The organism is Serpentinimonas barnesii (assembly GCF_000696225.1).
GTDB classification, from domain to species: Bacteria; Pseudomonadota; Gammaproteobacteria; order Burkholderiales; family Burkholderiaceae_C; genus Serpentinimonas; species Serpentinimonas barnesii.
In genome coordinates this window covers 96,622-120,499 of record NZ_BAWN01000013.1, presented here as the reverse complement: position 1 = coordinate 120,499, position 23,878 = coordinate 96,622, and the positions used below count along the sequence as shown (strand labels likewise).

The 23,878-nt window shown below is 67.4% G+C and carries 30 protein-coding genes; 18 read left to right on the top strand and 12 right to left on the bottom strand.

Annotated elements, in window-relative coordinates:
* The first annotated feature begins 13 nt into the window (after positions 1 to 13).
* The 3 genes from murA to hisD are packed head-to-tail and all read left to right on the top strand — an operon-like array spanning position 14 to position 3,434.
* On the top strand, positions 14 to 1,342 hold the full coding sequence (gene murA / locus SRAH_RS04550; protein ID WP_029462168.1) for a UDP-N-acetylglucosamine 1-carboxyvinyltransferase: 1,329 nt from the start codon (positions 14 to 16) through the stop codon (positions 1,340 to 1,342).
* Positions 1,339 to 2,079: an ATP phosphoribosyltransferase gene (hisG, locus tag SRAH_RS04545; protein ID WP_045476144.1), complete on the top strand. Its 741-nt coding sequence runs from the start codon at positions 1,339 to 1,341 to the stop codon at positions 2,077 to 2,079. The genes murA and hisG overlap by 4 nt, the downstream gene beginning before the upstream one ends.
* On the top strand, positions 2,076 to 3,434 hold the full coding sequence (hisD, locus tag SRAH_RS04540; RefSeq protein WP_045476141.1) for a histidinol dehydrogenase: 1,359 nt from the start codon (positions 2,076 to 2,078) through the stop codon (positions 3,432 to 3,434). Before hisG ends, hisD begins: the two co-directional genes overlap by 4 nt.
* 42 nt (positions 3,435 to 3,476) lie before the next feature.
* Here hisD and SRAH_RS04535 read toward each other — a convergent pair whose 3' ends face one another.
* Entirely contained in the window at positions 3,477 to 4,445 is a 969-nt protein-coding gene (locus SRAH_RS04535; RefSeq protein ID WP_029462165.1) for a MerR family transcriptional regulator, read from the bottom strand.
* Between the two features lie 260 nt (positions 4,446 to 4,705).
* Between SRAH_RS04535 and SRAH_RS04530 the strand changes: the two genes are divergently transcribed.
* The 10 genes from SRAH_RS04530 (at position 4,706) to SRAH_RS04485 (ending at position 15,099) form a co-directional block, all read left to right on the top strand.
* Positions 4,706 to 6,085 (top strand): NAD(P)/FAD-dependent oxidoreductase, encoded by a 1,380-nt coding sequence (locus SRAH_RS04530; protein ID WP_082210071.1) that lies wholly within the window; start codon positions 4,706 to 4,708, stop codon positions 6,083 to 6,085.
* Complete coding sequence (locus tag SRAH_RS04525; RefSeq protein ID WP_029462163.1) at positions 6,082 to 6,855, top strand: DUF1365 domain-containing protein; 774 nt, start codon at positions 6,082 to 6,084, stop codon at positions 6,853 to 6,855. Before SRAH_RS04530 ends, SRAH_RS04525 begins: the two co-directional genes overlap by 4 nt.
* A 194-nt stretch (positions 6,856 to 7,049) precedes the next feature.
* The gene (locus SRAH_RS04520; RefSeq protein WP_082210070.1) at positions 7,050 to 8,261 is read left to right on the top strand and encodes an SAM-dependent methyltransferase; all 1,212 of its coding nucleotides are present in this window, start codon (positions 7,050 to 7,052) and stop codon (positions 8,259 to 8,261) included.
* On the top strand, positions 8,258 to 8,935 hold the full coding sequence (locus SRAH_RS04515; RefSeq protein WP_082210065.1) for a chalcone isomerase family protein: 678 nt from the start codon (positions 8,258 to 8,260) through the stop codon (positions 8,933 to 8,935). The genes SRAH_RS04520 and SRAH_RS04515 overlap by 4 nt, the downstream gene beginning before the upstream one ends.
* 15 nt (positions 8,936 to 8,950) lie before the next feature.
* Entirely contained in the window at positions 8,951 to 10,234 is a 1,284-nt protein-coding gene (locus SRAH_RS04510) for an MFS transporter (RefSeq protein ID WP_029462160.1), read from the top strand.
* 6 nt (positions 10,235 to 10,240) lie between these two features.
* Entirely contained in the window at positions 10,241 to 11,005 is a 765-nt protein-coding gene (locus SRAH_RS04505) for an SDR family NAD(P)-dependent oxidoreductase (protein ID WP_029462159.1), read from the top strand.
* A 29-nt stretch (positions 11,006 to 11,034) separates the two neighbouring features.
* Positions 11,035 to 11,484, top strand: a complete 450-nt coding sequence (locus tag SRAH_RS04500; protein WP_029462158.1) for a nuclear transport factor 2 family protein — start codon at positions 11,035 to 11,037, stop codon at positions 11,482 to 11,484.
* Positions 11,485 to 11,516: 32 nt separating this feature from the next.
* Complete coding sequence (locus tag SRAH_RS04495) at positions 11,517 to 13,175, top strand: cryptochrome/deoxyribodipyrimidine photo-lyase family protein (RefSeq protein ID WP_029462157.1); 1,659 nt, start codon at positions 11,517 to 11,519, stop codon at positions 13,173 to 13,175.
* Positions 13,176 to 13,195: 20 nt separating this feature from the next.
* A complete protein-coding gene (locus SRAH_RS11985) occupies positions 13,196 to 13,357 on the top strand; it encodes a DUF2256 domain-containing protein (protein WP_076606984.1) in 162 nt (53 codons plus the stop codon).
* A gap of 59 nt (positions 13,358 to 13,416) precedes the next feature.
* On the top strand, positions 13,417 to 15,099 hold the full coding sequence (locus SRAH_RS04485) for a cryptochrome/photolyase family protein (protein ID WP_082039839.1): 1,683 nt from the start codon (positions 13,417 to 13,419) through the stop codon (positions 15,097 to 15,099).
* Between the two features lie 16 nt (positions 15,100 to 15,115).
* Here the strand turns inward: SRAH_RS04485 and SRAH_RS04480 are convergent, their stop codons facing one another.
* From SRAH_RS04480 to hisC, 6 genes are all read right to left on the bottom strand, one after another.
* Entirely contained in the window at positions 15,116 to 15,832 is a 717-nt protein-coding gene (locus SRAH_RS04480) for an SDR family NAD(P)-dependent oxidoreductase (RefSeq protein ID WP_231849305.1), read from the bottom strand.
* Positions 15,833 to 15,845: 13 nt separating this feature from the next.
* Complete coding sequence (locus SRAH_RS04475) at positions 15,846 to 16,145, bottom strand: type II toxin-antitoxin system RelE/ParE family toxin (protein WP_029462154.1); 300 nt, start codon at positions 16,143 to 16,145, stop codon at positions 15,846 to 15,848.
* The gene (locus SRAH_RS04470; RefSeq protein WP_029462153.1) at positions 16,142 to 16,432 is read right to left on the bottom strand and encodes a CopG family ribbon-helix-helix protein; all 291 of its coding nucleotides are present in this window, start codon (positions 16,430 to 16,432) and stop codon (positions 16,142 to 16,144) included. Before SRAH_RS04470 ends, SRAH_RS04475 begins: the two co-directional genes overlap by 4 nt.
* Before the next feature lie 105 nt (positions 16,433 to 16,537).
* A complete protein-coding gene (locus SRAH_RS04465; RefSeq protein ID WP_029462152.1) occupies positions 16,538 to 16,834 on the bottom strand; it encodes a type II toxin-antitoxin system RelE/ParE family toxin in 297 nt (98 codons plus the stop codon).
* Between the two features lies 1 nt (position 16,835).
* The gene (gene relB / locus SRAH_RS04460) at positions 16,836 to 17,030 is read right to left on the bottom strand and encodes a type II toxin-antitoxin system RelB family antitoxin (protein WP_029462151.1); all 195 of its coding nucleotides are present in this window, start codon (positions 17,028 to 17,030) and stop codon (positions 16,836 to 16,838) included.
* 90 nt (positions 17,031 to 17,120) lie between these two features.
* Entirely contained in the window at positions 17,121 to 18,188 is a 1,068-nt protein-coding gene (gene hisC, locus SRAH_RS04455; protein WP_029462150.1) for a histidinol-phosphate transaminase, read from the bottom strand.
* Positions 18,189 to 18,289: 101 nt separating this feature from the next.
* Here hisC and hisB point away from each other — a divergent pair, with 101 nt between their 5' ends.
* Genes hisB through hisF form a run of 4 tightly spaced genes read left to right on the top strand, consistent with a single transcriptional unit; the run spans position 18,290 to position 21,232 of the window.
* Positions 18,290 to 18,877 (top strand): imidazoleglycerol-phosphate dehydratase HisB, encoded by a 588-nt coding sequence (gene hisB, locus SRAH_RS04450; RefSeq protein WP_045476139.1) that lies wholly within the window; start codon positions 18,290 to 18,292, stop codon positions 18,875 to 18,877.
* Positions 18,878 to 18,911: 34 nt separating this feature from the next.
* Positions 18,912 to 19,613, top strand: a complete 702-nt coding sequence (gene hisH, locus SRAH_RS04445) for an imidazole glycerol phosphate synthase subunit HisH (RefSeq protein WP_029462148.1) — start codon at positions 18,912 to 18,914, stop codon at positions 19,611 to 19,613.
* Between the two features lie 55 nt (positions 19,614 to 19,668).
* Entirely contained in the window at positions 19,669 to 20,409 is a 741-nt protein-coding gene (gene hisA / locus SRAH_RS04440) for a 1-(5-phosphoribosyl)-5-[(5-phosphoribosylamino)methylideneamino]imidazole-4-carboxamide isomerase (RefSeq protein ID WP_029462147.1), read from the top strand.
* Positions 20,410 to 20,428: 19 nt separating this feature from the next.
* A complete protein-coding gene (gene hisF, locus SRAH_RS04435; protein ID WP_029462146.1) occupies positions 20,429 to 21,232 on the top strand; it encodes an imidazole glycerol phosphate synthase subunit HisF in 804 nt (267 codons plus the stop codon).
* A 98-nt stretch (positions 21,233 to 21,330) separates the two neighbouring features.
* On the opposite strand, the gene SRAH_RS04430 is transcribed toward hisF, so the two are convergent.
* The 5 genes from SRAH_RS04430 to SRAH_RS04405 all read right to left on the bottom strand — a co-directional run bounded on the left by SRAH_RS04430 (position 21,331) and on the right by SRAH_RS04405 (position 23,263).
* Positions 21,331 to 21,627, bottom strand: a complete 297-nt coding sequence (locus tag SRAH_RS04430; RefSeq protein ID WP_029462145.1) for an addiction module antidote protein — start codon at positions 21,625 to 21,627, stop codon at positions 21,331 to 21,333.
* The gene (locus SRAH_RS13235) at positions 21,624 to 21,812 is read right to left on the bottom strand and encodes a type II toxin-antitoxin system RelE/ParE family toxin (RefSeq protein ID WP_439645536.1); all 189 of its coding nucleotides are present in this window, start codon (positions 21,810 to 21,812) and stop codon (positions 21,624 to 21,626) included. The genes SRAH_RS04430 and SRAH_RS13235 overlap by 4 nt, the downstream gene beginning before the upstream one ends.
* 281 nt (positions 21,813 to 22,093) lie before the next feature.
* The gene (locus SRAH_RS04420; protein WP_029462144.1) at positions 22,094 to 22,327 is read right to left on the bottom strand and encodes a toxin-antitoxin system HicB family antitoxin; all 234 of its coding nucleotides are present in this window, start codon (positions 22,325 to 22,327) and stop codon (positions 22,094 to 22,096) included.
* Positions 22,324 to 22,734: a putative toxin-antitoxin system toxin component, PIN family gene (locus SRAH_RS04415; RefSeq protein ID WP_197537851.1), complete on the bottom strand. Its 411-nt coding sequence runs from the start codon at positions 22,732 to 22,734 to the stop codon at positions 22,324 to 22,326. Before SRAH_RS04415 ends, SRAH_RS04420 begins: the two co-directional genes overlap by 4 nt.
* A gap of 256 nt (positions 22,735 to 22,990) precedes the next feature.
* The gene (locus SRAH_RS04405; RefSeq protein WP_045476136.1) at positions 22,991 to 23,263 is read right to left on the bottom strand and encodes a nucleotidyltransferase family protein; all 273 of its coding nucleotides are present in this window, start codon (positions 23,261 to 23,263) and stop codon (positions 22,991 to 22,993) included.
* A gap of 32 nt (positions 23,264 to 23,295) precedes the next feature.
* Between SRAH_RS04405 and SRAH_RS12955 the strand changes: the two genes are divergently transcribed.
* Complete coding sequence (locus SRAH_RS12955) at positions 23,296 to 23,769, top strand: GNAT family N-acetyltransferase (RefSeq protein WP_369403333.1); 474 nt, start codon at positions 23,296 to 23,298, stop codon at positions 23,767 to 23,769.
* Positions 23,770 to 23,878: the final 109 nt, after the last annotated feature.

The window sequence follows — 23,878 nt, the reverse complement described above, 5'->3', positions numbered from 1 at the left end:
TCAAGCCCACCCCATGGACAAACTGCGCATACACGGCGGCCAGCGCCTGAATGGCGAGGTGCCGATTTCCGGCGCCAAAAACGCCGCCCTGCCCGAACTCTGCGCCGCCTTGCTCACCGATGAGCCCGTGACGCTGCGCAACGTGCCGCGCCTGCGCGACGTAGCCACCATGCGCCGCCTGCTGGAGCACATGGGGGTGCAGGTGCAAACCCACGGCGAGCGCGGCGGCATGACGCTGCAAGCCGGTGCGGCGCTGGAGCCGCTGGCGCCCTACGAGCTGGTCAAGACCATGCGCGCCTCGGTGCTGGTGCTCGGGCCGCTGCTGGCGCGGCTGGGGCGGGCGCGGGTGTCGTTGCCGGGGGGCTGCGCCATCGGTTCGCGCCCGGTGGATCAGCACATCAAGGGCTTGCAGGCCATGGGGGCGCAGATCGCCATCGAGCACGGTTATATGGTGGCGCAGTTGGCGCCGGGGCAGACCCGGCTCAAGGGTGCGCGCATCGCCACCGACATGATCACCGTCACCGGCACCGAAAACTTCCTCATGGCCGCCGCGCTGGCCGAGGGCGAGACGGTGCTGGAAAACGCCGCCCAAGAGCCCGAGGTGAGCGACCTGGCCGAGCTGCTGATCGCCATGGGGGCGCAGATCGAGGGCCACGGCAGCAGCCGCATCCGCATCCAGGGCGTGCCGCGCCTGCACGCCGCCGAGCACGCGGTGGTGGCCGACCGCATCGAGGCCGGCACCTTCTTGTGCGCCGTGGCCGCCTGTGGCGGCGCGGTGCATCTGCGCCACGCACGCGCCGAGCACCTCGAGGCGGTGATTGAAAAGCTGCGCGAGGCTGGCGTGTCGGTGCAAGCCAGCGACGACGGCCTGCAGGTGCAATCGCCCGGCGCGGCCTTGCTGCGCGCGCAGAGCTTTCGCACCACCGAATACCCGGGCTTTCCCACCGATATGCAGGCCCAGTTCATGGCGCTCAACGCCGTGGCCCAGGGCAGCAGCAGCGTGAGCGAAACCATTTTCGAGAACCGCTTCATGCACGTGCACGAGCTGCAGCGGCTGGGGGCCAAAATCCGCATCGACGGCCGCTTGGCGCTGATCGAGGGGCTGGCGACACCGGGCGGCGCTGTTGCGGGCGCGGCGGCGGGTGCCGAGGGTGCAGCGGCGCGGCTCTCGGGTGCTACCGTCATGGCCACCGACTTGCGCGCTTCGGCCAGCTTGGTGATCGCCGGGCTGGTGGCCGAGGGCGAAACCGTGGTGGACCGCATCTACCACCTCGATCGCGGTTACGATCAAATGGAACTCAAACTGCGCGCCTTGGGCGCCCAAATCGAACGCATCGCATGAACGCGAACACCCTCACGCTGGCCTTGTCCAAGGGCCGCATCTTCGACGAAACCCTGCCGCTGCTGCAAGCCGCGGGCATCGAGGTGCTGGAGCACCCGGAGCGCTCGCGCAAGCTGATTTTGCCCACCAACCAGGCCGCGCTCAAGGTGGTGCTGGTGCGCGCCTCCGACGTGCCCACCTACGTGCAGTACGGCGGTGCCGACCTGGGCGTGTGCGGCAAAGACACCCTGCTCGAACACGAGGCCGAGTGGGGTGGGGCGGCCCACGTCGGGCTGTACCAGCCGCTCGATCTGCACATTGCGCGCTGCCGCATGAGCGTGGCGGTGCGTGCCGATTTCGACTACGCGCGCGCCGTGCGCCAAGGGGCGCGCATCCGCGTGGCCACCAAATACGTGGCGATTGCGCGCGAGTTCTTTGCCAGCAAGGGCGTACACGTGGACCTGATCAAGCTCTACGGCAGCATGGAGCTGGCCCCTTTGACCGGGCTGGCCGACGCCATCGTCGATCTGGTCTCGACCGGCAACACGCTCAAGGCCAACCAGTTGATCGAGGTCGAGCGCATCATGGACATTTCCTCGCGCCTGGTGGTCAACCAAGGCGCGCTCAAGGTCAAACGCGCCTTGTTGCGGCCGCTGCTGGATGCGTTTGCGCGGGCGGCTGGGGCGTCTCAGGCCCCTGATGCCGCGCAAGCTGCCACGGCGCCAGCGGCTGCCACGCTGCCGGGAGCGGTGGCATGAGTGCATCCGCACCCGCACCCGCACCGGCCGCCCTGCAAGCGCGCCCCTTGCGCCTGAGCACGCAAGCGCCCGATTTCGAGGCCCGCTTGCAGCAGCGCCTGCACTGGTCGGCCGAGGCCGACGCCGCCATCGAGCAGCGCGTGCTCGAAATCATCGCCGACGTGCGCCGCCGGGGCGACGCCGCCGTGCTCGACTGCACGCGCCGCTTCGACCGCCTGCACGCCCCCGACATGGCGGCGCTGGAGCTGCACCCGGCCGAACTGCAGGCCGCTTTCGAGCAACTGCCGGCCGCCCAGCGCGAGGCGCTGCAGCAAGCCGCCGCGCGCGTGCGCCACTACCACCAGGCCCAACTGCAAGCCTGCGGCCAGAGCTGGAGCTACCGCGACGCCGACGGCACCCTGCTCGGGCAGAAGGTGACGCCGCTGGAGCGCGTGGGCATCTACGTGCCGGGCGGGCGCGCCGCCTACCCTTCCTCGGTGCTGATGAACGCCATTCCGGCCCAGGTGGCCGGGGTGAGCGAAATCGTCATGGTGGTGCCCACGCCCGACGGCCTCAAAAACCCACTGGTGCTGGCCGCCGCCCACGTGGCCGGCGTCACGCGCGCCTACACCATCGGCGGCGCGCAGGCGGTGGCGGCGCTGGCCTATGGCACCCAGAGCGTGCCCAAAGTGGACAAGATCACCGGCCCCGGCAACGCCTACGTGGCCAGCGCCAAAAAGCACGTGTTTGGCCAGGTCGGCATCGACATGATCGCCGGCCCGAGCGAGATTCTGGTGCTGGCCGACGGCAGCACCCCGCCCGACTGGGTGGCCATGGACCTGTTCAGCCAGGCCGAGCACGATGAGCTGGCGCAGTCCATCCTGCTCTGCCCGGACGCCGCCTACCTCGACGCGGTGCAGCAGCAGATCGACGCCCTGCTGCCGCAGATGCCGCGCGCGGCCATCATCGCCGCCAGCCTCAATGGCCGCGGCGCCCTCATCCACACCCGCAGCCTGGAAGAAGCCTGCGCCATCAGCAACCGCATCGCGCCCGAGCACCTGGAGGTGGCCTGCCGCGACCCGCAGCGCTGGGAGCCGCTGCTGCACCACGCCGGGGCGATTTTTCTGGGGGCCTACACCAGCGAGAGCCTGGGCGACTACTGCGCCGGCCCGAATCACGTGCTGCCCACGGCCGGCACGGCACGCTTTTCCAGCCCGCTCGGGGTGTACGACTTCCAAAAACGCAGCAGCCTGATCGAAGTCAGCGCCGCCGGGGCGCAAACGCTGGGCCGCATCGCCAGCGTGCTGGCGCACGGCGAGGGCCTGCAAGCCCACGCCCGCGCCGCCGAGATGCGCCTAGTGGGCGGCGCCGCCTAGGCGGCGGGTCAACTCGGGCGGCCGCAGGCCGGCAGCACCCACTCAGGCCCCAGCCTGCGCCGCAGCCGCACGCCACTGCGCCACCAAGGCCTCAAGCTCGCAGGCGCGGCGCACGGCGCTCACGCCCGCAGGGAGGCGAGGCGAGCGCAGCACCGGCGCATTGCCGCCCACCCAAAGCGCCACGCCAGGCGGCAACTGTTCGCGCAACTGGCGCAAGGCGGCCAGCACCTCATTGGGCGCTTGGGTTGCGCTAAAGCTCAGCGCCACCGCGTCGATCTGCAACTGCTGCGCCGCAGCCAGCACCTCTGGCACCGGGGTGTTGGGCCCCAGCGGGTAGCGCTGGCAGTGCTGCAGCGCCAAAAAGCACTCGGCCATGAGCAGCCCGAGGGAGTGGTTTTCGTTGGGCAGCGTGGTCAGCAGCACCCGGGGGGGGTGGGTCGGGTGGCTTTGCTGATCCAACTGCGCCAGCGCCTGGCGCAGCACCGATTGCACGATCTCGCTGTGCAGGTGCTCCTGGAACACCGAAATCTGCTCATTCAGCCACGCCTGCCCTACGGCCACGCTCAGCGGCACGATGCAATCCTCGATCGTTGGCCCCAGTCCGTGGCGCAGCAAGTGCCCTTGCAACTGCTGGCGCAGCGCCTCGGTCTGGTTGGCTTGCAAGGCGCCCAGCCACTGCTGGCGCAGAGCGGAATCGAGCGCCGGTGCTTGGGCCTCGGGCGGCACCTGCTGCTGCAGCACGGTTTGCATGCGGGCTTGCAGCTCGGCCTCGGGCAGGGGCACCACCTGGTGCGGGCGCTGGCCGGCATCGAGCAGGCGCTTGATCAGGCGCAGGCGTTGCAACTGCGCTTCGTCGTAGCGGCGCTCGCCGTGCGCATCGCGGTCAGGGGTGGGGAAACCGTAACGGCGCTCCCAAACGCGCAGCGTGTCTTTGCCCAAGCCGGTGTCGCGCTCGACGTCTGCAATAGACAAAACGAGCGCGGCGGAGATGGGTGAGGTGCGCTTCAACATGGCTGCAGATGATGCCACAAAAGCCTGGATTGGCCTAATCAAACCAGCGAACTGGGCCAATTCCATGAAAAAGCCTTTACTTATTAAGAGGTTGCCATGCGTAAGGGGGGTCGCATGAGCGCCTCGATGGTGCCATTTTGGGCCTGCGCTTGCAGCCTGGTCGGTTTTCGCGCATACTATGTTTGTCTAAGACAAATACAGGAGCCGCCATGCACCCACCCGCCCTCGATCACAGCCACCCAGCACCCGCTGCGGCCCCGCTGCGGGTGGCCGTGGTGGGATCGGGCATTGCCGGGCTGGCTGCCGCCTACGCCCTGCGCACGCACGCGCACGTGACGCTGTTTGAGGCCGGCGATTATTTTGGCGGTCACACCCACACCGTCGATGTGAGGCTGCCTGGCCCCGATGGTGCGCCGATCACGCACGGGGTGGACACGGGTTTTTTGGTTTTCAATGAGCGCACCTATCCGCGCCTAATCGCTCTGCTGGCCGAACTCGGGGTGCCCACGGCAGCGTCCGAGATGTCGTTTTCGGTGCAGGTGCCCCCCGGTGGTGCGGCGGCACAGGGCGCGCGCCGGCTGGAGTGGAGCGGCAGCAACCTGGCCACGGTGTTTGCGCAGCGGCGCAATCTGCTGGATGCGCGTTTTTGGGGCATGTTGCGCGACCTGCTGCGCTTCAACGCCCTGTGCACGCGCTTGGCACAAGGCGACGCCGAGGCCAGCGAGTTGCAGCAGCCCTTGCAGGATTTTTTGCAGCAGCACCGCCTGGGCAAGGCCTTTCGCGACTGGTATTTGCTGCCCATGCTGGGCTGCATCTGGAGCTGCCCGACCGACCAAATGCTGCGCTTCCCGGTGGCGACCCTGATCCGGTTTTGCCACAACCACGGCCTGATTCAAATCAGCAACCGGCCGCAGTGGTTTACGGTGCGCGGTGGGGCGCGCCAGTACGTGCAAAAAATCGTGGCCAGCCTGCCCGATGCGCGCCTGCAGACCCCCGTGCAGCGCATCGAGCGCGACGCGGGTGGCGTCTGGCTGCACAGCCGCAGCGGGCGCGAGCGCTTCGACCGCGTGGTGCTGGCTACCCACACCGACCAGGCCTTGGCGCTGCTGGCCCAACCCTCGGCGCAAGAGCGCGAGCTGTTGGGCGCCATCCGCTACCAGGCCAACCGCGCCGTGTTGCACACCGACGCCTCGGTGCTGCCGCAACGGCGCAGCGCCTGGGCCTCGTGGAACTACGAGCGCGCGCCAGATGCCGGCAGCGAGTCGGCCCGGGTCTGCCTGCACTACCTCATCAACCGCTTGCAACCGCTGCCCTTTGCGCAGCCGGTGCTGGTTTCGCTCAACCCGGTGCGGGAAATCGATCCGGCCCAGGTGCTTGGGGCCTTCGATTACGCGCACCCGGTGTTCGATCTGGCCGCCATTGCCGCCCAGCGCCGCTTGGCCGAGCTGCAGGGGCAGCAGCACACCTGGTTTTGTGGCGCCTGGGCGGGTTATGGGTTTCATGAAGACGGGCTCAAGTCCGGCCAGGCGGCGGCGCAAGCGCTGCTGCGCGCCGCCGCCTTTGGGCAGGTCGGCCAAAGCCATGCCCTGCGCCCCAGTCAGGCGCAGCCGCACCCGCTGCGGCAAGAGGTGCCCGCGTGAGCGCGCCGCCGCGGGCCTACGTCGGCCTGGGCCAGGTGCGCCACACGCGTTTGCGCCCACGCCGCAACGCCTTTGTCTACCCGACCTTTTTTTTGCTGCTGCCCATGCGCGCCTTGGCGCAAGCCGCCCCGGCGCTGGCACTCAACCGCTGGGCCCCGATCAGCTTTTACGACTGCGACCACGGCGACGGCCGCGGGCCTGAGCGCGGCGGGGCGCTGGCCTGGATCGAGCAGTTGCTGCACGAGCACGGCATTGCCGACGCCGACGGCCAAATCTGGCTGCACTGCTACCCCCGGGTGTGGGGCCACACCTTCAAGCCGGTGAGCTTTTGGTACTGCGAGCGCGCCGACGGCAGCCTGCGCGCCGTGCTGGCCGAGGTCAACAACACCTTTGGCGAGCGCCACTGCTATTTGCTCGACCAGCCGCACGAGGGCCAAGAATGCAGCGCCCGCAAGGTGTTTCATGTCTCGCCCTTTTGCCAGGTGCAGGGCCAGTACCGCTTTCGCTTCATGCGCCGCCTGCACGGCGCGCAGCCACGCACGGTGGTGCGCATCGACCACGACGACGTCGCCGGCCCCTTGCTGCAAACCAGTGTCAGTGGGGCCTTGCAAGCGCTTGATGCCGCCAGCCTGCGCCAGGCGCTGTGGGCCCATCCGGCCCTGACGCTGCTGCTGCTGGCGCGCATCCACTGGCAAGCGCTGCGGCTGTGGCTCAAACGCACCGGTTTTCAGCGCAAGCCCGCACCGCCCCAAGCCTTTGTCAGCCAGTAAAGCCCCAGCATCACCCCCTTGCACCAGGAGAGTCTGCCGTGAACAGCAAATCGGTCCCATTTGATGCCCCGCGTTCCAGCGCCCTCTCGGCCGCGCTCGGTTCCTGCGCCTCGCCCACGGGGTGGCAGGGTCAGCCTGCGTCCGCTTCAGGGGCACGCCGCGCACCGGTGCCGCGCGCACCGTGGGCCGCGCGCATGCTGCAGCGCCTGTTGCAGCAGTTGCAGCACGGCCGCCTCACGGTGCATTGGCCCGATGGGCAGATTGCACACTATGGGCCGGTCGGGCAGGGCGCCCCTGCGGCCCACGCTGCGGCCCCTGTCGGCGGCGCACCCATCGAGCTGCGCGTGCACGACTGGCGCGTCTGCGCGGCCGTGCTCAAGTCGGGTGACATCGGGTTTGGCGAAGCCTACCTGGACGGCCAGTGGGATACGCCAGACCTGGCCGCCTTGCTGCGCCTGCTGCTGCGCAACCGGGCCGTGCTCGAACGCCTGATCCACGGCCACTGGGCCGGGCGGCTGCTGCACCGGCTGCGCCATCTGCTCAACCGCAACACGCGCGCCAACAGCCGCAAAAACATCCAGGCCCATTACGACCTCGGCAACGACTTTTACCGCCTCTGGCTCGACCCCGGCATGAACTACTCCAGCGCCTGGTTCCAGGGCCAGCCCAAGGGCGATTTGGCGGCGGCCCAGCGCGCCAAGCTGAGCCGCGCCCTGCACCTGGCGGGCGTGCAGCCGGGCCAGCGCGTGCTTGAAATCGGCTGCGGCTGGGGTGCGCTGGCCGAGCAAGCGGCACAAGAATTTGGGGCCCACGTCACCGGCATCACCTTGTCGGGCGAGCAACTGGCCTACGCGCAGCAGCGCATGCAGGCGCTGGGCTTGGCGCAGCAGGCCGATCTGCGCTTGCAAGACTACCGCGACCTCCACCTAGGCCCCGGCCAGGCCCCTTTCGATGCCATATGCTCAATCGAAATGGTGGAGGCCGTGGGGCGCGAATACTGGCCCACCTACTTTGCCGCCGTGGCGCGCTTGCTCAAGCGCGGCGGGCGCGCCTGCATCCAAAGCATTGTGATTCGGGACGAGCTGTTCGAGCCCTACGCCGCCTCCACCGATTTCATCCAGCAGCACGTGTTTCCCGGCGGCTGCCTGCCCAGCGCGGCCGAGTTCAGGCGCCAAGCAGCGCTCGCCGGCCTGCGCGTGGTCGATGAGCTGGCCTTTGGCGCCGACTACGCCGAAACCTGCCGCCGCTGGCACAGCGCCTTTTTGGCGCAGCGCCAGGCCGTGCGCGAGCAAGGGTTTGATGCGCGCTTCGAGCGCCTGTGGGCCTTTTACCTGGCCTACTGCGAAGCCGGGTTCGACCAAGGCGACATCGACGTGCTGCAGTTCACACTGGAGCACGCCCCATGAGCCCTCTGCACACCCTGCCTGCCGCAAAGCGGCCCAGCCAGAACAGCCAGCCGCCAGCGCTGGAGCAACCGGGCCGGCGCGCGCTGTTGCGCCAGGGGCTGTGGCTGTCCGGCGCAGCCGCTGCGGTTGGCCTAGGCGCCACCCGAGCCGAAGCAGCCAGCGCAGACACCGCCACCGCCCCTGCACCAGCCACCGGCCCTGTGGCCGCTGAACCCTCGCCCGTGCCAGGTTTGCGCTGGTCGGGGCAGGGCTTGCTGCGGGTTTGGGGCTTTGAGGTGTATCGGGCCCGGCTGTGGGTTGGGCCGCGCTTCCATCCGGCCAATCACGGCTCCGACGCCGTGGCGCTGGAGCTGGAGTACCTGCGGGCTTTCAGCGCGGCCTCGATCGCCAGCCGCTCGATCGAAGAGATGCAGCGCCAGCAACCCATAGCCCCCGAACAGGCCGAGCGCTGGCAGCGCGCCCTGCAAGCCGTGCTGCCCGATGTGCGCGCGGGCGACCGCCTGCTGGGCCTCTACCAGCCAGCCCTTGCGGTGCAGTTTCGCCAGCCCAACCGGGTGCTGGGCACCGTGCCGGATCCGCTGTTTGCACGCCTGTTTTTTGGCATCTGGCTGGCTCCCACCACCTCCGAGCCGGGTTTGCGCGCGGCCTTGCTGGGCTTGCCCCAGCGCGGCTGAAGGCGGGCCCGAACCATGTCAACGGCCGCCCAGTCCGCCGACTTAAACTGGCGCGGCACCCTGGCCTACGGGGCGCTGGGCTTTCCGCTGGCCTTCGTGGCGCTGCCGCTGTATGTGCTGTTGCCGCACCACTACGCGACCGAGTTTGGGGTGGCGCTGGCCACCCTCGGGGCGCTGCTGCTGGGCGCGCGCCTGTTGGATGCCGTGGTGGACCCCTGGCTCGGGCGCGCCAGCGACCGCCTCTACGCCCGCTCCCCCCGGGCGGTGCTGGGCACCGGGTTGGTGGCGGCGCTGCTGCTGGCGCTGGGTTTGACGGCGCTTTTTTTTCCGCCGGTGCGCGAAACGCAAGCCCTGCTGCTCTGGGCTTGGGGGGCGCTGGTGCTGTCGTACCTGGCTTTTAGCTGGCTGGGCATTTGCCACCAGGCCTGGGGGGCGCGGCTCGGGGGCGACGCCCCCACGCGCTCGCGCATCGTCGCCTGGCGCGAAGGGGCTGGGCTGTGCGGCGTGGTGACCGCATCGCTGCTGCCCTCGCTGCTGGGCCTGCCGGTGATGGTGGCGGTGTTTGCCGTTGCGCTGGCGCTGGCCTGGTGCGCCTGGGCGCTGGCGCCGCGGCCGCCGCTGGGCTGGCTGCGCCAGGGCGTCGGAGCCGCCGAGCTCTGGCAGCCGTGGCGCCAGCCGGGCTTTAGGCGCCTGATGACGGTGTTCATCTTCAACGGCATTGCCAGCGCCATACCGGCCACGCTGCTGCTGTTTTTCATTCAAGACCGCTTGCAGCTCAGCGACGCCATGCAGCCGCTGTTTTTGGGCAGTTATTTTTTGGCGGCGGCGCTCGGCTTGCCGCTGTGGGTGCGGCTGGTGCGGCGCTGGGGCCTGGTGCGCACCTGGCTGGGCGCGATGGTCATGTCGGTGGCCGTGTTTGGCTGGGCGGCCACCCTAGGCGCGGGCGATTGGCAGGCGTTCTTGCTCATCTGCATCTTGTCTGGGGTGGCGCTGGGGGCCGACCTCACGCTGCCGCACGCCCTGCTGGCTGGCTTGATCCAGCGCCAAGGCGACCACGGCGCCCGCGAAGGGGCCTACTTTGGCTGGTGGAGCTTTGCCGCCAAACTCAATCTGGCGCTGGCCGCTGGCCTGGCGCTGCCGCTGCTGGGCTGGTGGGGCTACGCGCCGGGTGACAGCAGCGCCCAGGGTTTGCAAGCCCTCTCGTGGGCCTACGCGCTGCTGCCGTGCGCCCTCAAACTGGTGGCGGCTGCCTTGCTGTGGTTTTTTTGGCGCCGCGACCCCATGTTGCAACAAGCCTAAACGCATATGAATCCACCCATCAAAGATTGGCAAGGCCGCACCGTGTGGCTGGTTGGCGCTTCCAGCGGCATCGGGCGCGCACTGGCCAGTGCCTTGCATGCGCGCGGGGCGCGTGTGGTGCTGTCGGCGCGCCAGGCGCAGGCGCTGCAAGATTTCGTGGCCCAGCACCCCGGCAGCCTGGCTTTGCCGCTGGACGCCAGCGACCCGGACCAGGTGCGGCACGCGGTCCAAACGCTGCTGCAAGCCGGGCCGATCGACTTGGTGTGCTACCTCGCGGGCTACTATCAGCCCATGCGCGCCAGCGACTTTGATCTGGCGCAGGCGCTGCGCCACCAAGAGGTGAACCTGAGCGGGGCCTGGTATGTGCTCGATGCCCTGTTGCCGGCCCTGCTGGCGCGCCGCGCCGGGCACATCAGCTTGGTCAGCAGCGTGGCGGGTTTTCGTGGGCTGCCCAAGAGCCTGGCCTACGGCCCGACCAAGGCGGCGCTGATCAACCTGGCCGAAACCCTCTACCTCGACCTGCACCCCCAAGGGCTGGGCGTGAGCCTGATCAATCCCGGCTTCGTGGCCACCCCCATGACGGCGCAAAACGATTTCACCATGCCCGCGCTCATCACGCCCGAGCAGGCCGCAGCGGCCATATTGCAAGGCTGGGCCGCGGGCGACTTTCACATCCACTTCCCCAAGCGCTTCACGCGCCTGATGCAACTGCTGCGCCTGCTGCCCTACCGCTGGTATTTTGCGCTGGTGCGCCGCGGCACCGGCCTTTGACGCAAACCCAATCTATAGCCCGTCCCATCATGAACCCACACCAAAGCGCGGTGGCCGAACTGGTGCAGTTCTACCAGCAGCTCAGCCCCGCCAGCCTGGCCCAACTGGGCCGCCACTACGCGCCCGATGCGCGCTTCAAAGACCCCTTCCACGAGGTGCAGGGCGTGCCCGCCATCGAGGCCATTTTCCGGCACATGTTTGCGCGCTTGCAGCAGCCGCGCTTCGTCGTTACCGAATGCGTGGTGCAGGGTGACCAGGCTTTTTTGCTGTGGGATTTCGAGTTTCGCTTTGCCAGCCGGGGCCGCTCGGCCAGCGCGCCTGCCGTGCAAACCATACGCGGCTGCAGCCACTTGCGGCTCGATTCTGCGGGCCGCGTGCTGCTGCACCGCGACTACTGGGATGCCGCCGAAGAGCTCTATGCCAAGCTGCCTGTGCTGGGCGGCTTCATGCGCTGGCTGCAGCGCCGGTCGGCGGCCTAAGCCGCGCGCTTTGCAGCCCAAGCGGTGCGCGCATGGCCTACCACGTGCTCTGGTTCAAGCGCGATTTGCGCCTGCACGACCACGAAGCCCTGGTCCATGCGGCGCAATGTGCGGCTGCCGATGGCCAATCGGTGCTGTGCCTGTACGCGCTCGAACCCAGCCTGTGGGCGCAACCCGATGCCGCCGCCTTGCACTACACCTTTTTGCGCGAGTGCTTGCAAGACCTGCAAACCGATCTGCAAGCGCAAGGAGCGGCTTTGCTGTTGTGGGTGGGTGAGGTGTTGCCCGCGCTGGATTGGCTGCAGCAGCACGCGGGCGTAGCGGCCCTGCATTCGCACCAAGAAACCGGCAACGCGCACACCTACGCGCGCGATCGCGCCGTGGCGCGTTGGTGCCGCGCCCACCAGGTGCCGTGGCACGAGCAGGTGCAGTTTGGCGTGCTGCGCCCCCTGCGCCTGCGCAGCCAGTGGTTGCCGCACTGGCAAGCCCAGATGGCGCGACCCACCTTTGCGCAGCCCGCCCAGGTGCGCTGGGCCAGCGCCGGTGACCTCGCTCGTGGTGGCGTGGCGGCGGCACTAGCCGATCCCAGCAGCTTGGGGCCCGGCGCGCCCTGCGCCGTGTGGCAGGTGGCCGACTTGCCCCCGGCCAGCGCCTTGGGGCTGGACCCTTGGCTGGCGCCGCTGCGCCAGCGCGGCGGGCGCCAGCAGGCATTGCAAGACTGGGAGCGCTTTGCCCACAGCGGCAGCGCCGCCTACCGGGGCGGCATTTCCTCGCCCTTGAGCGCGCCCACGGCCTGTTCGCGCTTGTCGGCGCATTTGGCCTTGGGCGGCTTGAGCCTGCGCGAGGTGGTGCAAGCCACCCGCTCGCACATGGCCGACCCCGGCACTTCGGCGCGCCAGCGCCAGGGTTTGGCGGCTTTTTTGAGCCGGCTGCATTGGCACTGCCACTTCATCCAAAAGCTCGAAAGCGAACCGGCGCTCGAACACGCCAACTTGCACCGTGGCTACGACGGTTTGCGCGAGCCCGACTGGAACCCCGCGCATTTCGAGGCGCTGATGCAGGGCCGCACCGGTTGGCCGATGGTCGATGCCTGCGTGGCCATGCTGCGCCAGACCGGTTGGCTCAATTTTCGGATGCGCGCCATGCTGGTGTCGGTGGCGGCTTACCCCCTGTGGCTGCACTGGCGCGAAGTGGGGCTGTGGCTGGCGCGGCAGTTTTTGGATTACGAGCCCGGCATCCACTGGAGCCAAATGCAGATGCAAGCCGGCACCACCGGCATCAACACCACCCGCGTCTACAACCCGATCAAGCAGGCGCAAGACCACGATCCGCAAGGCCATTTTGTGCGGCACTGGTTGCCCGTCATGCGCCGTGTGCCCGATGCGTGGTTGTTCGAGCCCTGGCGCATGCCCGCCAGCGTGCAGGCGCACTGCGGGGTGCAAGTGGGCGTGGATCTGGCGCTGCCGCTGGTGGATTTGCAGGCGGCCACGCGCAGCGCCAAAGCGCGCCTGCACGCACGCCGCGCACAACCTGAGGTGCGCGCCGCCAAAGCCGCGATCGTGGAGCGACACGGCTCACGCAAAGCGCCGTTCGCGCGCAAGGGCAGCAGCCGCCCGGCCGATGCAGCAGCACCCAGCCGCGCTCCAGCTCCTCCAGCTAGCGGGCCGCAGCAGATGGCGCTGGATTTTTGAGGCTTGATCCATCCATGAAAATGCGCAAAAAATCCCAACTGCCGCAAAAAATCTGCGCCTGCTGCGGCCTGCCTTTTGTGTGGCGCAAAAAATGGGAGCGCGACTGGGAACAGGTGCGCTACTGCTCCGAGCGCTGCCGCCGCAGCCAGCCTGGTGCCCCTGCACGCCCTACAAGTGGCTAGACCCTCCAGCCACATGGCTCACCCATTGGCATAACCTGCCTGTTCCAATTCGACCCTGCATGCCACCGCACCCACTGTCCACCCCCAGCCCCACTTGCGCAAGGGCACCCGATGCCGCAACCCCGCTGCCCGCCGATGCGGCCCCAGCGCACACCCTGCGCCTGCTGCTGGGCGATCAACTCAACCCAGACCACGCTTGGTTTGGCCGCGTCGATGCGGGCGTGGTCTATGTGCTGCTCGAACTGCGCCAAGAAACCGACTACGTGCGGCACCACGCGCAAAAAATTCTGGCGATCTTTGCTGCCATGCGCCGCTTGGCGCAACACCTGGCCGCGCAAGGGCACCGGGTGCGCTATGTGGGCATCGACGCGCCCCTAGGCACGGGCAGCGCGGCCGGCCCTGCGGCCCAGCCCCAGCCCCAGCCCGGCAGCGGCACCGGGGTCCAGGCTTGGTGCCTGAGCGACTGCCTAACCTGGCTCTGCCAGCAGCACCAGGCCCGGGCCTTCGAGTACCAAGAGCCCGACGAGTGGCGCCTCGACCAGCAGTTGGCCACCTGGTGCGCGGGCTCTGGGCTGGCCACGCGCCGGGTTGGCAGTGGGCATTTTTATACCCCGCGCCATGCGGCGGCGCAGTTTTTTGGGGCGCGCAAGCAATGGCGGCAAGAACACTTTTACCGCCGCCTGCGGCAAGAGCACGGGGTGTTGCTCGATGCGCTGGGCCAGCCCGAAGGCGGGCAATGGAATTTTGACGCCGACAACCGCCAGCCTTGGCGCGGTCAGCCCCCGGTGCCGCCCGATGCGCGCCCGGTGCACGACCACAGCGCGCTCTGGCACCTCATCAGCGCCAGCGGGGTGCAGAGCATGGGCGAGCCGTCCGCCGCCGCCCTGCGCTGGCCGATCGACCGCGCCGAGGCGCTGCAGCAGCTCGACCACTTCATCGAGCACCGGCTGGCCCACTTCGGGGCTTTTCAAGATGCGCTCTCGAGCCAGCATGGCACGCTGTTTCACTCCCTGCTCTCGTTTGCGCTCAACGTCAAAATGCTGCGTCCGCACGAAGTGGTGCAGCGCGCCGAGCAAGCCTGGCGCGCCGGGCAGGTGCCGCTGGCCGCCGCCGAGGGCTTCATCCGCCAGATACTGGGCTGGCGCGAATACGTGCGCGGAGTCTATTGGGCGCAGATGCCGGGCTACACCAACTGCAACGCGCTCGCGCACCAGCGCCCCTTGCCGCACTGGTTCTGGAACGGCCAGACGCGCATGGCCTGCATGGCGGCGGCGCTGCAAAACTCATTGCGCAACGCCTACGCGCACCACATCCAGCGCCTGATGGTGATTGGCAACTTTGCCCTGCTGGCTGGGCTCGACCCGCAGGCGCTGCACCGCTGGTATTTGGGCATCTACATCGACGCCTTCGAGTGGGTCGAGGCCCCCAACACACTGGGCATGAGCCAGTTTGCCGACGGCGGCCTGCTGGCCAGCAAGCCCTACGTGAGCAGCGCCGCCTACCTGCAGCGCATGGGCGACCACTGCCGCACCTGCCCCTACGATCCGGCCCTCAAAACTGGGGCCCGCGCCTGCCCCTACAACGCTCTGTATTGGGATTTTTTCGAGCGCCACGCGCAGCGGCTGGGGCAAAATGCCCGCATCAGTCTGGTCTATCGCAACCTGCAGCGCATGGCACCCGAGGCGCGCGCGGCGTTGCGCGAGCAGGCGGCGCACACGCTGGAGCGCATCGAGGCGCTATGAAGGCGCTGTAAAGGCGCTACCAAGCAATCGGCGCGCCTTGGTGGTCGATGAACTGGGCCCGGCTCAAAGCCGGCAGCGCATCGAGTGCGCGCAGCAGGCGCGTGGCCGCTTCGGCGGGTTCGATGCAGTGCTCGGGTGCGGCAAAGGCGGCCGACAGCGGTGAGCGCACCGTGCCCGGCTGCAGCGCCGCAAACACCGCTTGCGGGCGCAGCCGCGTGGCTTCGATGGCGCTGGTTTGCAGCAACTGGTTGAGCGCCGCCTTGGAGGCGCGGTAGCTCCACCAGCCGCCCTTGTGGTTGTCCTCGATGCTGCCCACACGCGCCGACAGCACCGCCACGATGGCGCGCTGGTCTTTGGCCAGCAGCGGCAGCAAGTGCTTGAGCAGCAGCGCCGGCCCAATGGCATTGACCTCAAAGGCGCGCCGCAAACCCTCGGGGCTCAGGGCCGCCAGGCGCTTTTCCGGGCCGCGGCCGTCGATGCTCAAGGCGCCGGTAGCGATCAGCAGCAGGTGCAGGGGGCCCGCTTGGGCCACGTGCGCCGCGCAGCGCTCGATGCTGGATTCGTCTTCGAGCACCAGCGCCGGCTGGCTTTGGCGCGACAGCCCGATCACCTGCGCGCAGCGCGCATCGCGCTGCAAAGCGGCCACAAAAGCCTGCCCGATGGCACCGCTGGCACCGCACACCACGGCGCGGTAAGGCTGGGGCAGGGAGTGCATCGAGGGCGGGTGGTTCATGGGGGTGCAGGGATCAAGCTGGGGGAGGCTGCGCGGCCGGATTCGGCCATTGCCGCGCCGTGTGCTGCACCCGCAGCACACGCACCCAGTCGCCTTCCAGGTCATAGACCAAGAGGTAGTGGCGGTGCGCCACCAGTTCGCGCGTACCGGCCACACGCCCGGCGCGGCCCAGCTTGGGGTGATCGAGCAGATGGCGGGCTTTTTCGGAAAACTGCTCGTCGAGGGACACGGCGGCCGCGGGGTTGTCGCGCGCAATGTATTCGCGGATGGCTTTGCGGTCGGCGCTGGCTATTCTGGTCCAGACCAGCTTCATGCAGTCAAGCCCGCGAGTCCGCGCCGCGTTTGTTCGCGCCAAGCAGCGGCTTCGGCCTCCACCTCCTCGGCCGAAACCAAATGGCCGGCATTGGCCGAATCCAGCCCGATCTGCACCTGCTGCCTAAACCAAGCGTCGCGCGCCGCCGCCTCTTGTTGCTGCTGCACGAATTCGCGCATGAAGTCGCGCAGCAACTGCGCACCGCTGCGGTCACGCGCTTTGGCGGCGCTGCTGAACTCGGTTTTCAGGGCCTCATCGACACGGAAAGTAAACGTGGCTTCGCTCATGCGCTGCTCCTTGTGTTACAAAGCCAGTGCATGGTAGCACGGGAGCCTAAGGGCATCAAGCGCTACCGCCTAAGCGCGCTACAGGCCAGCAGCCAAGCCCGCGCTTTAATCCAGCCCGGGCGGCGCCGGGAACTCGCGCCGCGCATGCACCACGTTCACCACCTCGATGCGCGTGGCGGCCACCCGGTACAGCACGAGGTAATTGGGGTGGGCTACGAGTTCGCGCAGCCCCGGCACGCGCTCGCTGCTGCGGTACAGGTAGGGGTGCTGCGAGAGGGGTAGCACAGATTCTTCCAGCAGGTGCCTCATGCGCCGCGCCGCCTGCGGGTTGGCTTGGGCGATGTAGCGCAGAATGTGCGCCAGATCGTCGCGGGCCGAAGTCCGCCAGATGATAGGCAGCAACTCAGGTGCTCCGCAGGGCTTCGCTTTGGATCGCGTCGATGAGGGCATCCATTTCGGCCATCACCTCATCATGCGGAATCGGCGGGCGCGGATCGGCCAAGCTGGCCGCCACTTTGGCTTGCAGCCAGGCGGTGTAGCTGGCTTCTTGTTCGGCGGTTTCGAACTCCGACACCAAGGGGGACAAGGCAACACTCATGATCGGCTCCTAGACTGTAAATTGATTATGGCGCAAAGGCGACTTAGGCGCAAAGATCAAGCGCACCCCAAGCGCTCCAGCCCCAGCGCCCTACACCAAACCCCGCAGCGCCTGCAGCAGCGCCGCGCATTGTTCCGGGCTGCCCACCGTGATGCGCAAAAACTGCTCGATGCGCGGGGCGCGAAAGTGGCGCACCAGCACCGCGCGTGCGCGCAGGTCGGCGGCCAGTTGCGCCGCGTCGTGCTGCGGATGGCGCGCAAACACGAAGTTGGCGGCCGAAGGCAGCACCGCAAAGCCCAGCGCTTCCAGTTCGGCCACCAGCGCGGCGCGCGTATCCATCACCTGCTGGCAACTGCGCTGAAAGTGCGCTTCGTCTTGCACCGAGGCCAGCGCCCCGGCCAGCGCCAGCCGGCCCAGCGGGTAGGAGTTGAAGCTGTTTTTCACCCGCTCCAGCCCCTCGATCAGCTCCGCCGAACCCAGCGCAAAGCCCACCCGCAGCCCAGCCAGCGAGCGGCTTTTGGAAAAGGTCTGCACCACCAGCAGGTTCGGGTAGCGCCCCAGCAGCGCCGCTGCGCTGGTGCCGCCAAAGTCGATGTAGGCCTCATCGACCAGCACCACCGCCTGCGGGTTGCCAGCCACGATGCGCTCCACCTCATCTAAGCCCAGCAGGCGGCCGGTGGGGGCGTTGGGGTTGGCAAAGACGATCGCCCCGGCTTGCTGCCCGCCCTGCGGCAGGTAGTCGGCGGGGCGGATCGAGAAATCGTCGGCCAGCGCAATGGCGCGCTGCTGCAAGCCGTACAGGCCGCAGTAGACCGGGTAAAAGCTGTAGCCCACGTCTGGGCGCCAGAGCGGCTGCTCGTGCCGCAGCAGCGCCATGAAGGCGTGCGCCAGCACCTCGTCGGAGCCGTTGCCCACAAACACCTGCTGCGGCGCCAGCCCAAAGCGCTGCGCCAGCGCGGCCTTGAGCGCGTCGGCGTTGGGGTCGGGGTAGAGGCGCAGGCCGTCGTCGGCAGCGGCCTGGATGGCGGCCAGCGCCAGCGGCGAGGGGCCGTAGGGGTGCTCGTTGGTGTTGAGCTTGACCAAGTTGGCGATTTTGGGCTGCTCGCCCGGCACGTAGGGCGTCAGGCCGTGGACGACGGCACTCCAGTAGCGGCTCATGGATGGGGCAGAGGGTGGGGCAGGGGGTGGGCTCAATGGTATCATGGGGCGCTGCAAATCCCGCCCGAACGGCCTTCATTCTTCACCAATCCCAAAGCCCCATGCGGCAAGCCGAAGTCACCCGCCAGACCCTCGAGACGCACATCCGCGTAGCCATCAACCTCGACGGCAGCGGCAGCGCCAGCCTGCGCAGCGGCATCGGCTTTCTCGACCACATGCTGGAGCAGATCGCCCGCCACGGCCTGATCGACCTCGAAATCGAATGCAGCGGCGACCTGCACATCGACGGCCACCACACCGTGGAAGACATCGGCATCACGCTCGGCCAGGCGCTGGCGCGCGCCGTGGGCGACAAACGCGGCATCCGCCGCTACGGCCACGCCTATGTGCCGCTGGACGAAGCCTTGAGCCGCGTGGTGGTTGATTTTTCTGGCCGCCCGGGCCTGCACATGGAGGTGCAGTTCACCGCCGCCGCCATCGGCCAGCTCGACACCCAACTGGTGTTCGAGTTCTTCCAAGGGCTGGTCAACCACGCTGGCATTACCTTGCACATTGACAACCTCAAGGGCGTCAACGCGCACCACCAGTGCGAAACCATTTTCAAGGCCTTTGCGCGTGCCCTGCGCGCCGCCCTCGAGCCCGACCCGCGCCTAGGCAACGCCGTGCCTTCCACCAAGGGCTCGCTTTAATTTTCCCGCTCCCCTTATTCAGCTTGGCCCCCAGATGAACCGCCAGACCGTCGCCGTGCTCGACTACGGCATGGGCAATTTGCGCTCGGTGGCCCAAGCGCTGCGCCAGGCCGCGCTCGGCCTTGATGGCGCCTGCGAGGTGATCGTCACCGGCAGCGCGCAAGCCCTGCGCGAGGCCGACCGCGTGGTGCTGCCCGGCCAGGGCGCCATGCCCGACTGCATGGCCGAACTCGAACGCAGCGGCCTGCTGCCCGCGCTGCGCCACGCCGCCGCCCACAAGCCGTTGTTTGGCGTCTGCGTCGGCATGCAGATGCTGCTCGACCACTCCGAAGAGGGCGACACCCCCGGCCTTGGGCTCATTCCCGGCCAAGTGCGCCGCTTCAGGCTCGAAGGCCAGCGCCAGCCCGACGGCAGCCGCTACAAGGTGCCGCAAATGGGCTGGAACCAGGTCTGGCAAGGCCCGGCCCCTTCCGCCTCTGCCCCCGCCGCCCCTGCCGCGCACCCGCACCCCCACCCGCTCTGGCACGGCATCCCCGACGGCAGCCACTACTACTTCGTGCACAGCTACTACGCCCAGCCAGCCGACCCGGCGCACTGCGCTGGCCACACCCACTACGGCAGCCCCTTTGCCAGCGCGCTGGCGCACGGCAACCTGTTTGGCACCCAGTTCCACCCCGAAAAAAGCGCCGACCAAGGGCTGGCGCTGTACCGCAACTTTTTGCGCTGGCAGCCCTGAAAAGCGCGCCCCATTCCACCCACCCCCTCCAGCCACCAAGCCCTTAGCCACCGCCATGCTGCTCATTCCTGCCATCGACCTCAAAGACGGCCAATGCGTGCGCCTCCAACAAGGCGACATGGACCTGACCACCGTATTCGGCGACAACCCGGCCGCCATGGCGCGGCGCTGGGTGGACCAAGGCGCGCGCCGCCTGCACCTGGTGGACCTCAACGGTGCCTTTGCCGGGCGGCCCAAAAACGAGGCCGCCATCCGCGCCATTTTGAAAGAAGTGGGCGACGAGATCGACGTCCAGCTTGGGGGCGGCATCCGCGACCTCGACACCATCGAGCGCTACCTCGACATCGGCCTGCGCTACGTCATCATCGGCACCGCAGCCGTGAAAAACCCCGGCTTTTTGCAAGACGCTTGCAGCGCCTTCAGCGGCCACATCATCGTCGGGCTCGATGCGCGCGACGGCAAAGTCGCCACCGACGGCTGGAGCAAGCTCAGCGGCCACGAAGTGCTCGACCTCGCGCGCAAATTCCAAGATTACGGCGTCGAATCCATCATCTACACCGACATCGGGCGCGACGGCATGGGTTGCGGCATCAACACCCAAGCCACGCTGCGGCTGGCGCAGGCGCTCAGCATCCCGGTCATTGCCTCCGGCGGGCTGGCCGGGCTAGACGACATCCGCCGCCTGTGCGCGCTCGAACCCGAAGGCGTGGCCGGGGTGATTTGCGGGCGCTCGATCTACAACGGCGTGCTCGACTTCGCCGCCGCCCAGCGCCTGGCCGACGAGCTCAACGGCTAAGCCCCACTCCAAAGCCCCCATGCTCGCCAAGCGCATCATCCCCTGCCTCGACGTCACCGGCGGCCGCGTCGTCAAGGGCGTCAACTTCTTGGAGCTGCGCGACGCCGGCGACCCGGTCGAAATCGCCGCCCGCTACAACCAGCAGGGCGCCGACGAGCTCACCTTCCTCGACATCACCGCCACCAGCGACGGCCGCGACCTCATCCTGCCCATCATCGAAGCCGTGGCGGCGCAGGTCTTTATTCCGCTCACCGTGGGCGGCGGCGTGCGCAGCGTGGCCGATGTGCGCCGCCTGCTCAACGCCGGGGCCGACAAGGTCGGCTTCAACTCCGCGGCCATCGCCGAGCCCGAGCTCATCCGCGCCGCCTCGGCCAAATACGGCGCGCAGTGCATCGTGGTGGCCATCGACGCCAAACGCCGCAGCCCCGCCGACGCCCTGCAGCGCCTAGGCCCCAACGGCACCCCCGTGGGCCCGGGCTGGGACGTCTATAGCCACGGCGGGCGCCGCCTCACCGGGCTCGACGCCGTGGCCTGGGCGCGCCAAATGGCCGCCTATGGCGCGGGCGAAATCCTGCTCACCAGCATGGACCGCGACGGCACCCAGAGCGGCTTCGACCTTGAACTCACCCGCGCCGTGAGCGACGCGGTCGAAATCCCCGTCATCGCATCCGGTGGCGTGGGCAGCCTGGAGCACCTGGCCGACGGCATCCAGCTCGGCGGGGCCGACGCCGTGCTCGCCGCCAGCATCTTCCACTACGGCCAGCACACCGTGGCGCAAGCCAAACAGTGCCTGGCCGCGCGCGGCATACCGGTGCGGCTGTGAGCTTGTCGGCCGCATCCGGCGCATCCGGTACGGCATTGAGGTAACGCTCGAAATCCTCGCGCTGGCCTGGGTTTGCCTCCGATGCCCCAAGTTCCTCTTCAGCACGCGTTCGCTGAAACACCGAACTTCAAACCCGTCGCCTTAAGCACGGCATGGAGTGTGCGAATCGTTGGATTGCCCCGGCTCGACAAAGTGCGGTACAGGGTTTCACGCGACAAGTGGGTTTTCTCTGCCACCCCGGCGATGCCGCCCCGGGCTTCGACAACCTTCCTCAATGCCGAAAGGTAGCTTGCCGGGTCATCGTCCTCACTGGCAGCGTTCAGATACTCGGCGGCAAACTCGGCATCTGCGAGTTGGCCCATCAACCAATCATCATGCTTGGCGCAAGTTTTCATCGATTGCTCCTTGTTTGCCATTCGTCCCAGCGCTGGAGCGCCCGCTCAATATCTTTGGCTTGTGACCGCTTGTCGGCAAGGGCGTAGTAAACCCGGTAACCCGAGCCCCAATCCACACGCAACTCCCACACGCCAGAGCCTACCGGCTTGCAGTCGCCGAAGTTGCCATTTTGCAAGCGCAACATGCGCGCGGCGACGCGTGCCTGAGCCACTCAATCCCGAAGGTGATCCAACCAACCGGCAAACAGATCTTGCCCAGCGGGATCGATGCAGTGGCGCAATTCGTGCACGCGGTCATTGTAGCTTAAAGGCTACATGCGTCAAGCAGATACTGGCTGCCCGAGGCCACCGAGGGGCAGTGGGGATAGCCACGCTTTTCCGCTGCCACCGAAGCGTCCGCGCGCGCCATGGCTGAAGGCAGGCTCGAAGGAGGGTGAAAACCGTGGCCTGACCCGTGGTTTCCTCGCTAAACCTTGTCGGCCTCATCCGGCACGTCCGGTACGGCATTGAGGTAGCGCTTGAAATCCTCGCGCCGGCCTAGGTTTGCCTCATGGCGCAAATAGTCCAAGGTCAGCATTGATGACATTTTTTCTGCCGCAGCGCTGGCGATGAACTGGTTGACCGAGATTTCATCGCGCGCAGCCAGTTCACGAATCTTGGCATGCACCGAATTTGGCAAACGCACGGTCAGAGCGGTCATGGTGAACTCCTCAACAAAGCCAAAAAAGATGCCGGGGTGATGGGGGCCACCCCCAGTTCGCCGATCCGCTGAAAGTCGCGCATATTGTGTGTCAGCAAATACTGGCTGCCCGAGGCCACCGCACATTCAAGCACCATGTCGTCATCGGGATCGCGCAGAAACGGGCGCCACAGGTAGTACACCTCCTGCAGGTGAGCGATAGAGGTGAGGTAGCGCAGGTAAGCCAGAACATCCTCAGGCCCGAGCCCCGGCGGCAGGTGCTCCGGTCTGGTCAATACAGCCTGCCATTCGGTGTAGAGGGCCACCGACAGGGCAATCTGAAAACGCGGGTCTGGCAGCCTGCTGATCAAGGCAAAGCTGGCACCCTGCCGGGAGCGTGCAGCGGCAACCAGAACAGACGTGTCCACAACTATTCTCATGGTTGCGCCAGCATAACCACTTATCCAGCATCCTGTCAAGCCAAATTTCAAGAACCCACCAAAGCCCGGTGCACTCAGGGTGCCTGCACGCGCTTGATCAGGGCCTCGCAATAGACTGCGGCCTGCTTGGCGATCTGGTCCAACATCAGATCTCGCGTTCGCTCCATCGAAAATCTCAGATGGGCCGATGCGGACTGCAAATTTTCGCACTCTTCAAGCAGCAAAAGAATTTTGTCAGGGTGGGTCACAGCCGCACCCCTTCTCTGGCTGCAATGCGTGCAAAGGGCTTGGAAAGATCGGGGAAGACCACGAGATCGATCTGCCGCTCACCCAGCTTGCGGTGCAGGTCGGCAAGAATATCCAGCCGATCCCACAAGCCTATCGCCTTGGAAAGCACCAGAATGTCGAGGTCGCCGCCATGCGCTCCGTCGTCAACACGAGAGCCAAACAGGTAGATGGCCGTCGAAGGGTCGCGCGCCGCGATGGCTCGTGTGATTGGCTGCAGCTGCGGTTTCACATCAGGCAGCAAGCAGCAGCGTGCGACGCAATATGCCCGATCCCGTTCCAGTGATGGTTCTGGCCCGGCTGGCCGTCGACCATCGGGCCCAAGGCATCAAGCTTGGAGCCGCTATGCTGCAGGACGCCTTTGATCGCGCGGTGAGCGTTGCGCACAATGCGGGTGTCCGGGCGCTGCTCGTCCACGCCCTGCACGACCGTGCCAAGCAGTGCTACGAGCACTATGGCTTTCAGGAGTCACCGCAGCATCCGATGACGCTGATGCTGCGCTTGAACACGGTCAAGCAACAAAGCCGAAGCACTACGCCCGCTCGGAGGAAAATCACCCTGTTGCTGCCACAAAGAGGCGCATTGGGGTGGCCATCAGGCAAGGAGTGCTCAGACATCACCGTTTCACGCTCACGGGCGAGTCGCTGCGCAAGAAGAGCCAGCCAGCCAAAGGCAGCCCCGTCAACTGAGCCGACACGATCGGGGGGGCGCCTCCGGCGGCTTGGCAGGGGCCAATGAATTGATAAAAAACCCCATATCAAGAAAGAAAAACAGCCGGAAAAGCAAGCCGGCATAGAATCAAAACGCGCAACACCGAACCCTGGGTCACGTTCACCGGAATGCCGGT

What these genes read in the sequence shown, in the direction of transcription:
- murA (WP_029462168.1), top strand. Translation starts at nt 14, where the DNA reads ATGGACAAACTGCGCATACACGGCGGCCAGCGCCTGAATGGCGAGGTG.
- hisG (WP_045476144.1), top strand. Translation starts at nt 1,339, where the DNA reads ATGAACGCGAACACCCTCACGCTGGCCTTGTCCAAGGGCCGCATCTTC.
- hisD (WP_045476141.1), top strand. Translation starts at nt 2,076, where the DNA reads ATGAGTGCATCCGCACCCGCACCCGCACCGGCCGCCCTGCAAGCGCGC.
- SRAH_RS04535 (WP_029462165.1), bottom strand. Translation starts at nt 4,445, where the DNA reads ATGTTGAAGCGCACCTCACCCATCTCCGCCGCGCTCGTTTTGTCTATT.
- SRAH_RS04520 (WP_082210070.1), top strand. Translation starts at nt 7,050, where the DNA reads ATGCTGCAGCGCCTGTTGCAGCAGTTGCAGCACGGCCGCCTCACGGTG.
- SRAH_RS04515 (WP_082210065.1), top strand. Translation starts at nt 8,258, where the DNA reads ATGAGCCCTCTGCACACCCTGCCTGCCGCAAAGCGGCCCAGCCAGAAC.
- SRAH_RS04510 (WP_029462160.1), top strand. Translation starts at nt 8,951, where the DNA reads ATGTCAACGGCCGCCCAGTCCGCCGACTTAAACTGGCGCGGCACCCTG.
- SRAH_RS04505 (WP_029462159.1), top strand. Translation starts at nt 10,241, where the DNA reads ATGAATCCACCCATCAAAGATTGGCAAGGCCGCACCGTGTGGCTGGTT.
- SRAH_RS04500 (WP_029462158.1), top strand. Translation starts at nt 11,035, where the DNA reads ATGAACCCACACCAAAGCGCGGTGGCCGAACTGGTGCAGTTCTACCAG.
- SRAH_RS04495 (WP_029462157.1), top strand. Translation starts at nt 11,517, where the DNA reads ATGGCCTACCACGTGCTCTGGTTCAAGCGCGATTTGCGCCTGCACGAC.
- SRAH_RS11985 (WP_076606984.1), top strand. Translation starts at nt 13,196, where the DNA reads ATGCGCAAAAAATCCCAACTGCCGCAAAAAATCTGCGCCTGCTGCGGC.
- SRAH_RS04485 (WP_082039839.1), top strand. Translation starts at nt 13,417, where the DNA reads ATGCCACCGCACCCACTGTCCACCCCCAGCCCCACTTGCGCAAGGGCA.
- SRAH_RS04480 (WP_231849305.1), bottom strand. Translation starts at nt 15,832, where the DNA reads ATGAACCACCCGCCCTCGATGCACTCCCTGCCCCAGCCTTACCGCGCC.
- SRAH_RS04475 (WP_029462154.1), bottom strand. Translation starts at nt 16,145, where the DNA reads ATGAAGCTGGTCTGGACCAGAATAGCCAGCGCCGACCGCAAAGCCATC.
- SRAH_RS04470 (WP_029462153.1), bottom strand. Translation starts at nt 16,432, where the DNA reads ATGAGCGAAGCCACGTTTACTTTCCGTGTCGATGAGGCCCTGAAAACC.
- relB (WP_029462151.1), bottom strand. Translation starts at nt 17,030, where the DNA reads ATGAGTGTTGCCTTGTCCCCCTTGGTGTCGGAGTTCGAAACCGCCGAA.
- hisC (WP_029462150.1), bottom strand. Translation starts at nt 18,188, where the DNA reads ATGAGCCGCTACTGGAGTGCCGTCGTCCACGGCCTGACGCCCTACGTG.
- hisB (WP_045476139.1), top strand. Translation starts at nt 18,290, where the DNA reads ATGCGGCAAGCCGAAGTCACCCGCCAGACCCTCGAGACGCACATCCGC.
- hisH (WP_029462148.1), top strand. Translation starts at nt 18,912, where the DNA reads ATGAACCGCCAGACCGTCGCCGTGCTCGACTACGGCATGGGCAATTTG.
- hisA (WP_029462147.1), top strand. Translation starts at nt 19,669, where the DNA reads ATGCTGCTCATTCCTGCCATCGACCTCAAAGACGGCCAATGCGTGCGC.
- hisF (WP_029462146.1), top strand. Translation starts at nt 20,429, where the DNA reads ATGCTCGCCAAGCGCATCATCCCCTGCCTCGACGTCACCGGCGGCCGC.
- SRAH_RS04430 (WP_029462145.1), bottom strand. Translation starts at nt 21,627, where the DNA reads ATGAAAACTTGCGCCAAGCATGATGATTGGTTGATGGGCCAACTCGCA.
- SRAH_RS13235 (WP_439645536.1), bottom strand. Translation starts at nt 21,812, where the DNA reads ATGTTGCGCTTGCAAAATGGCAACTTCGGCGACTGCAAGCCGGTAGGC.
- SRAH_RS04420 (WP_029462144.1), bottom strand. Translation starts at nt 22,327, where the DNA reads ATGACCGCTCTGACCGTGCGTTTGCCAAATTCGGTGCATGCCAAGATT.
- SRAH_RS12955 (WP_369403333.1), top strand. Translation starts at nt 23,296, where the DNA reads ATGCCCGATCCCGTTCCAGTGATGGTTCTGGCCCGGCTGGCCGTCGAC.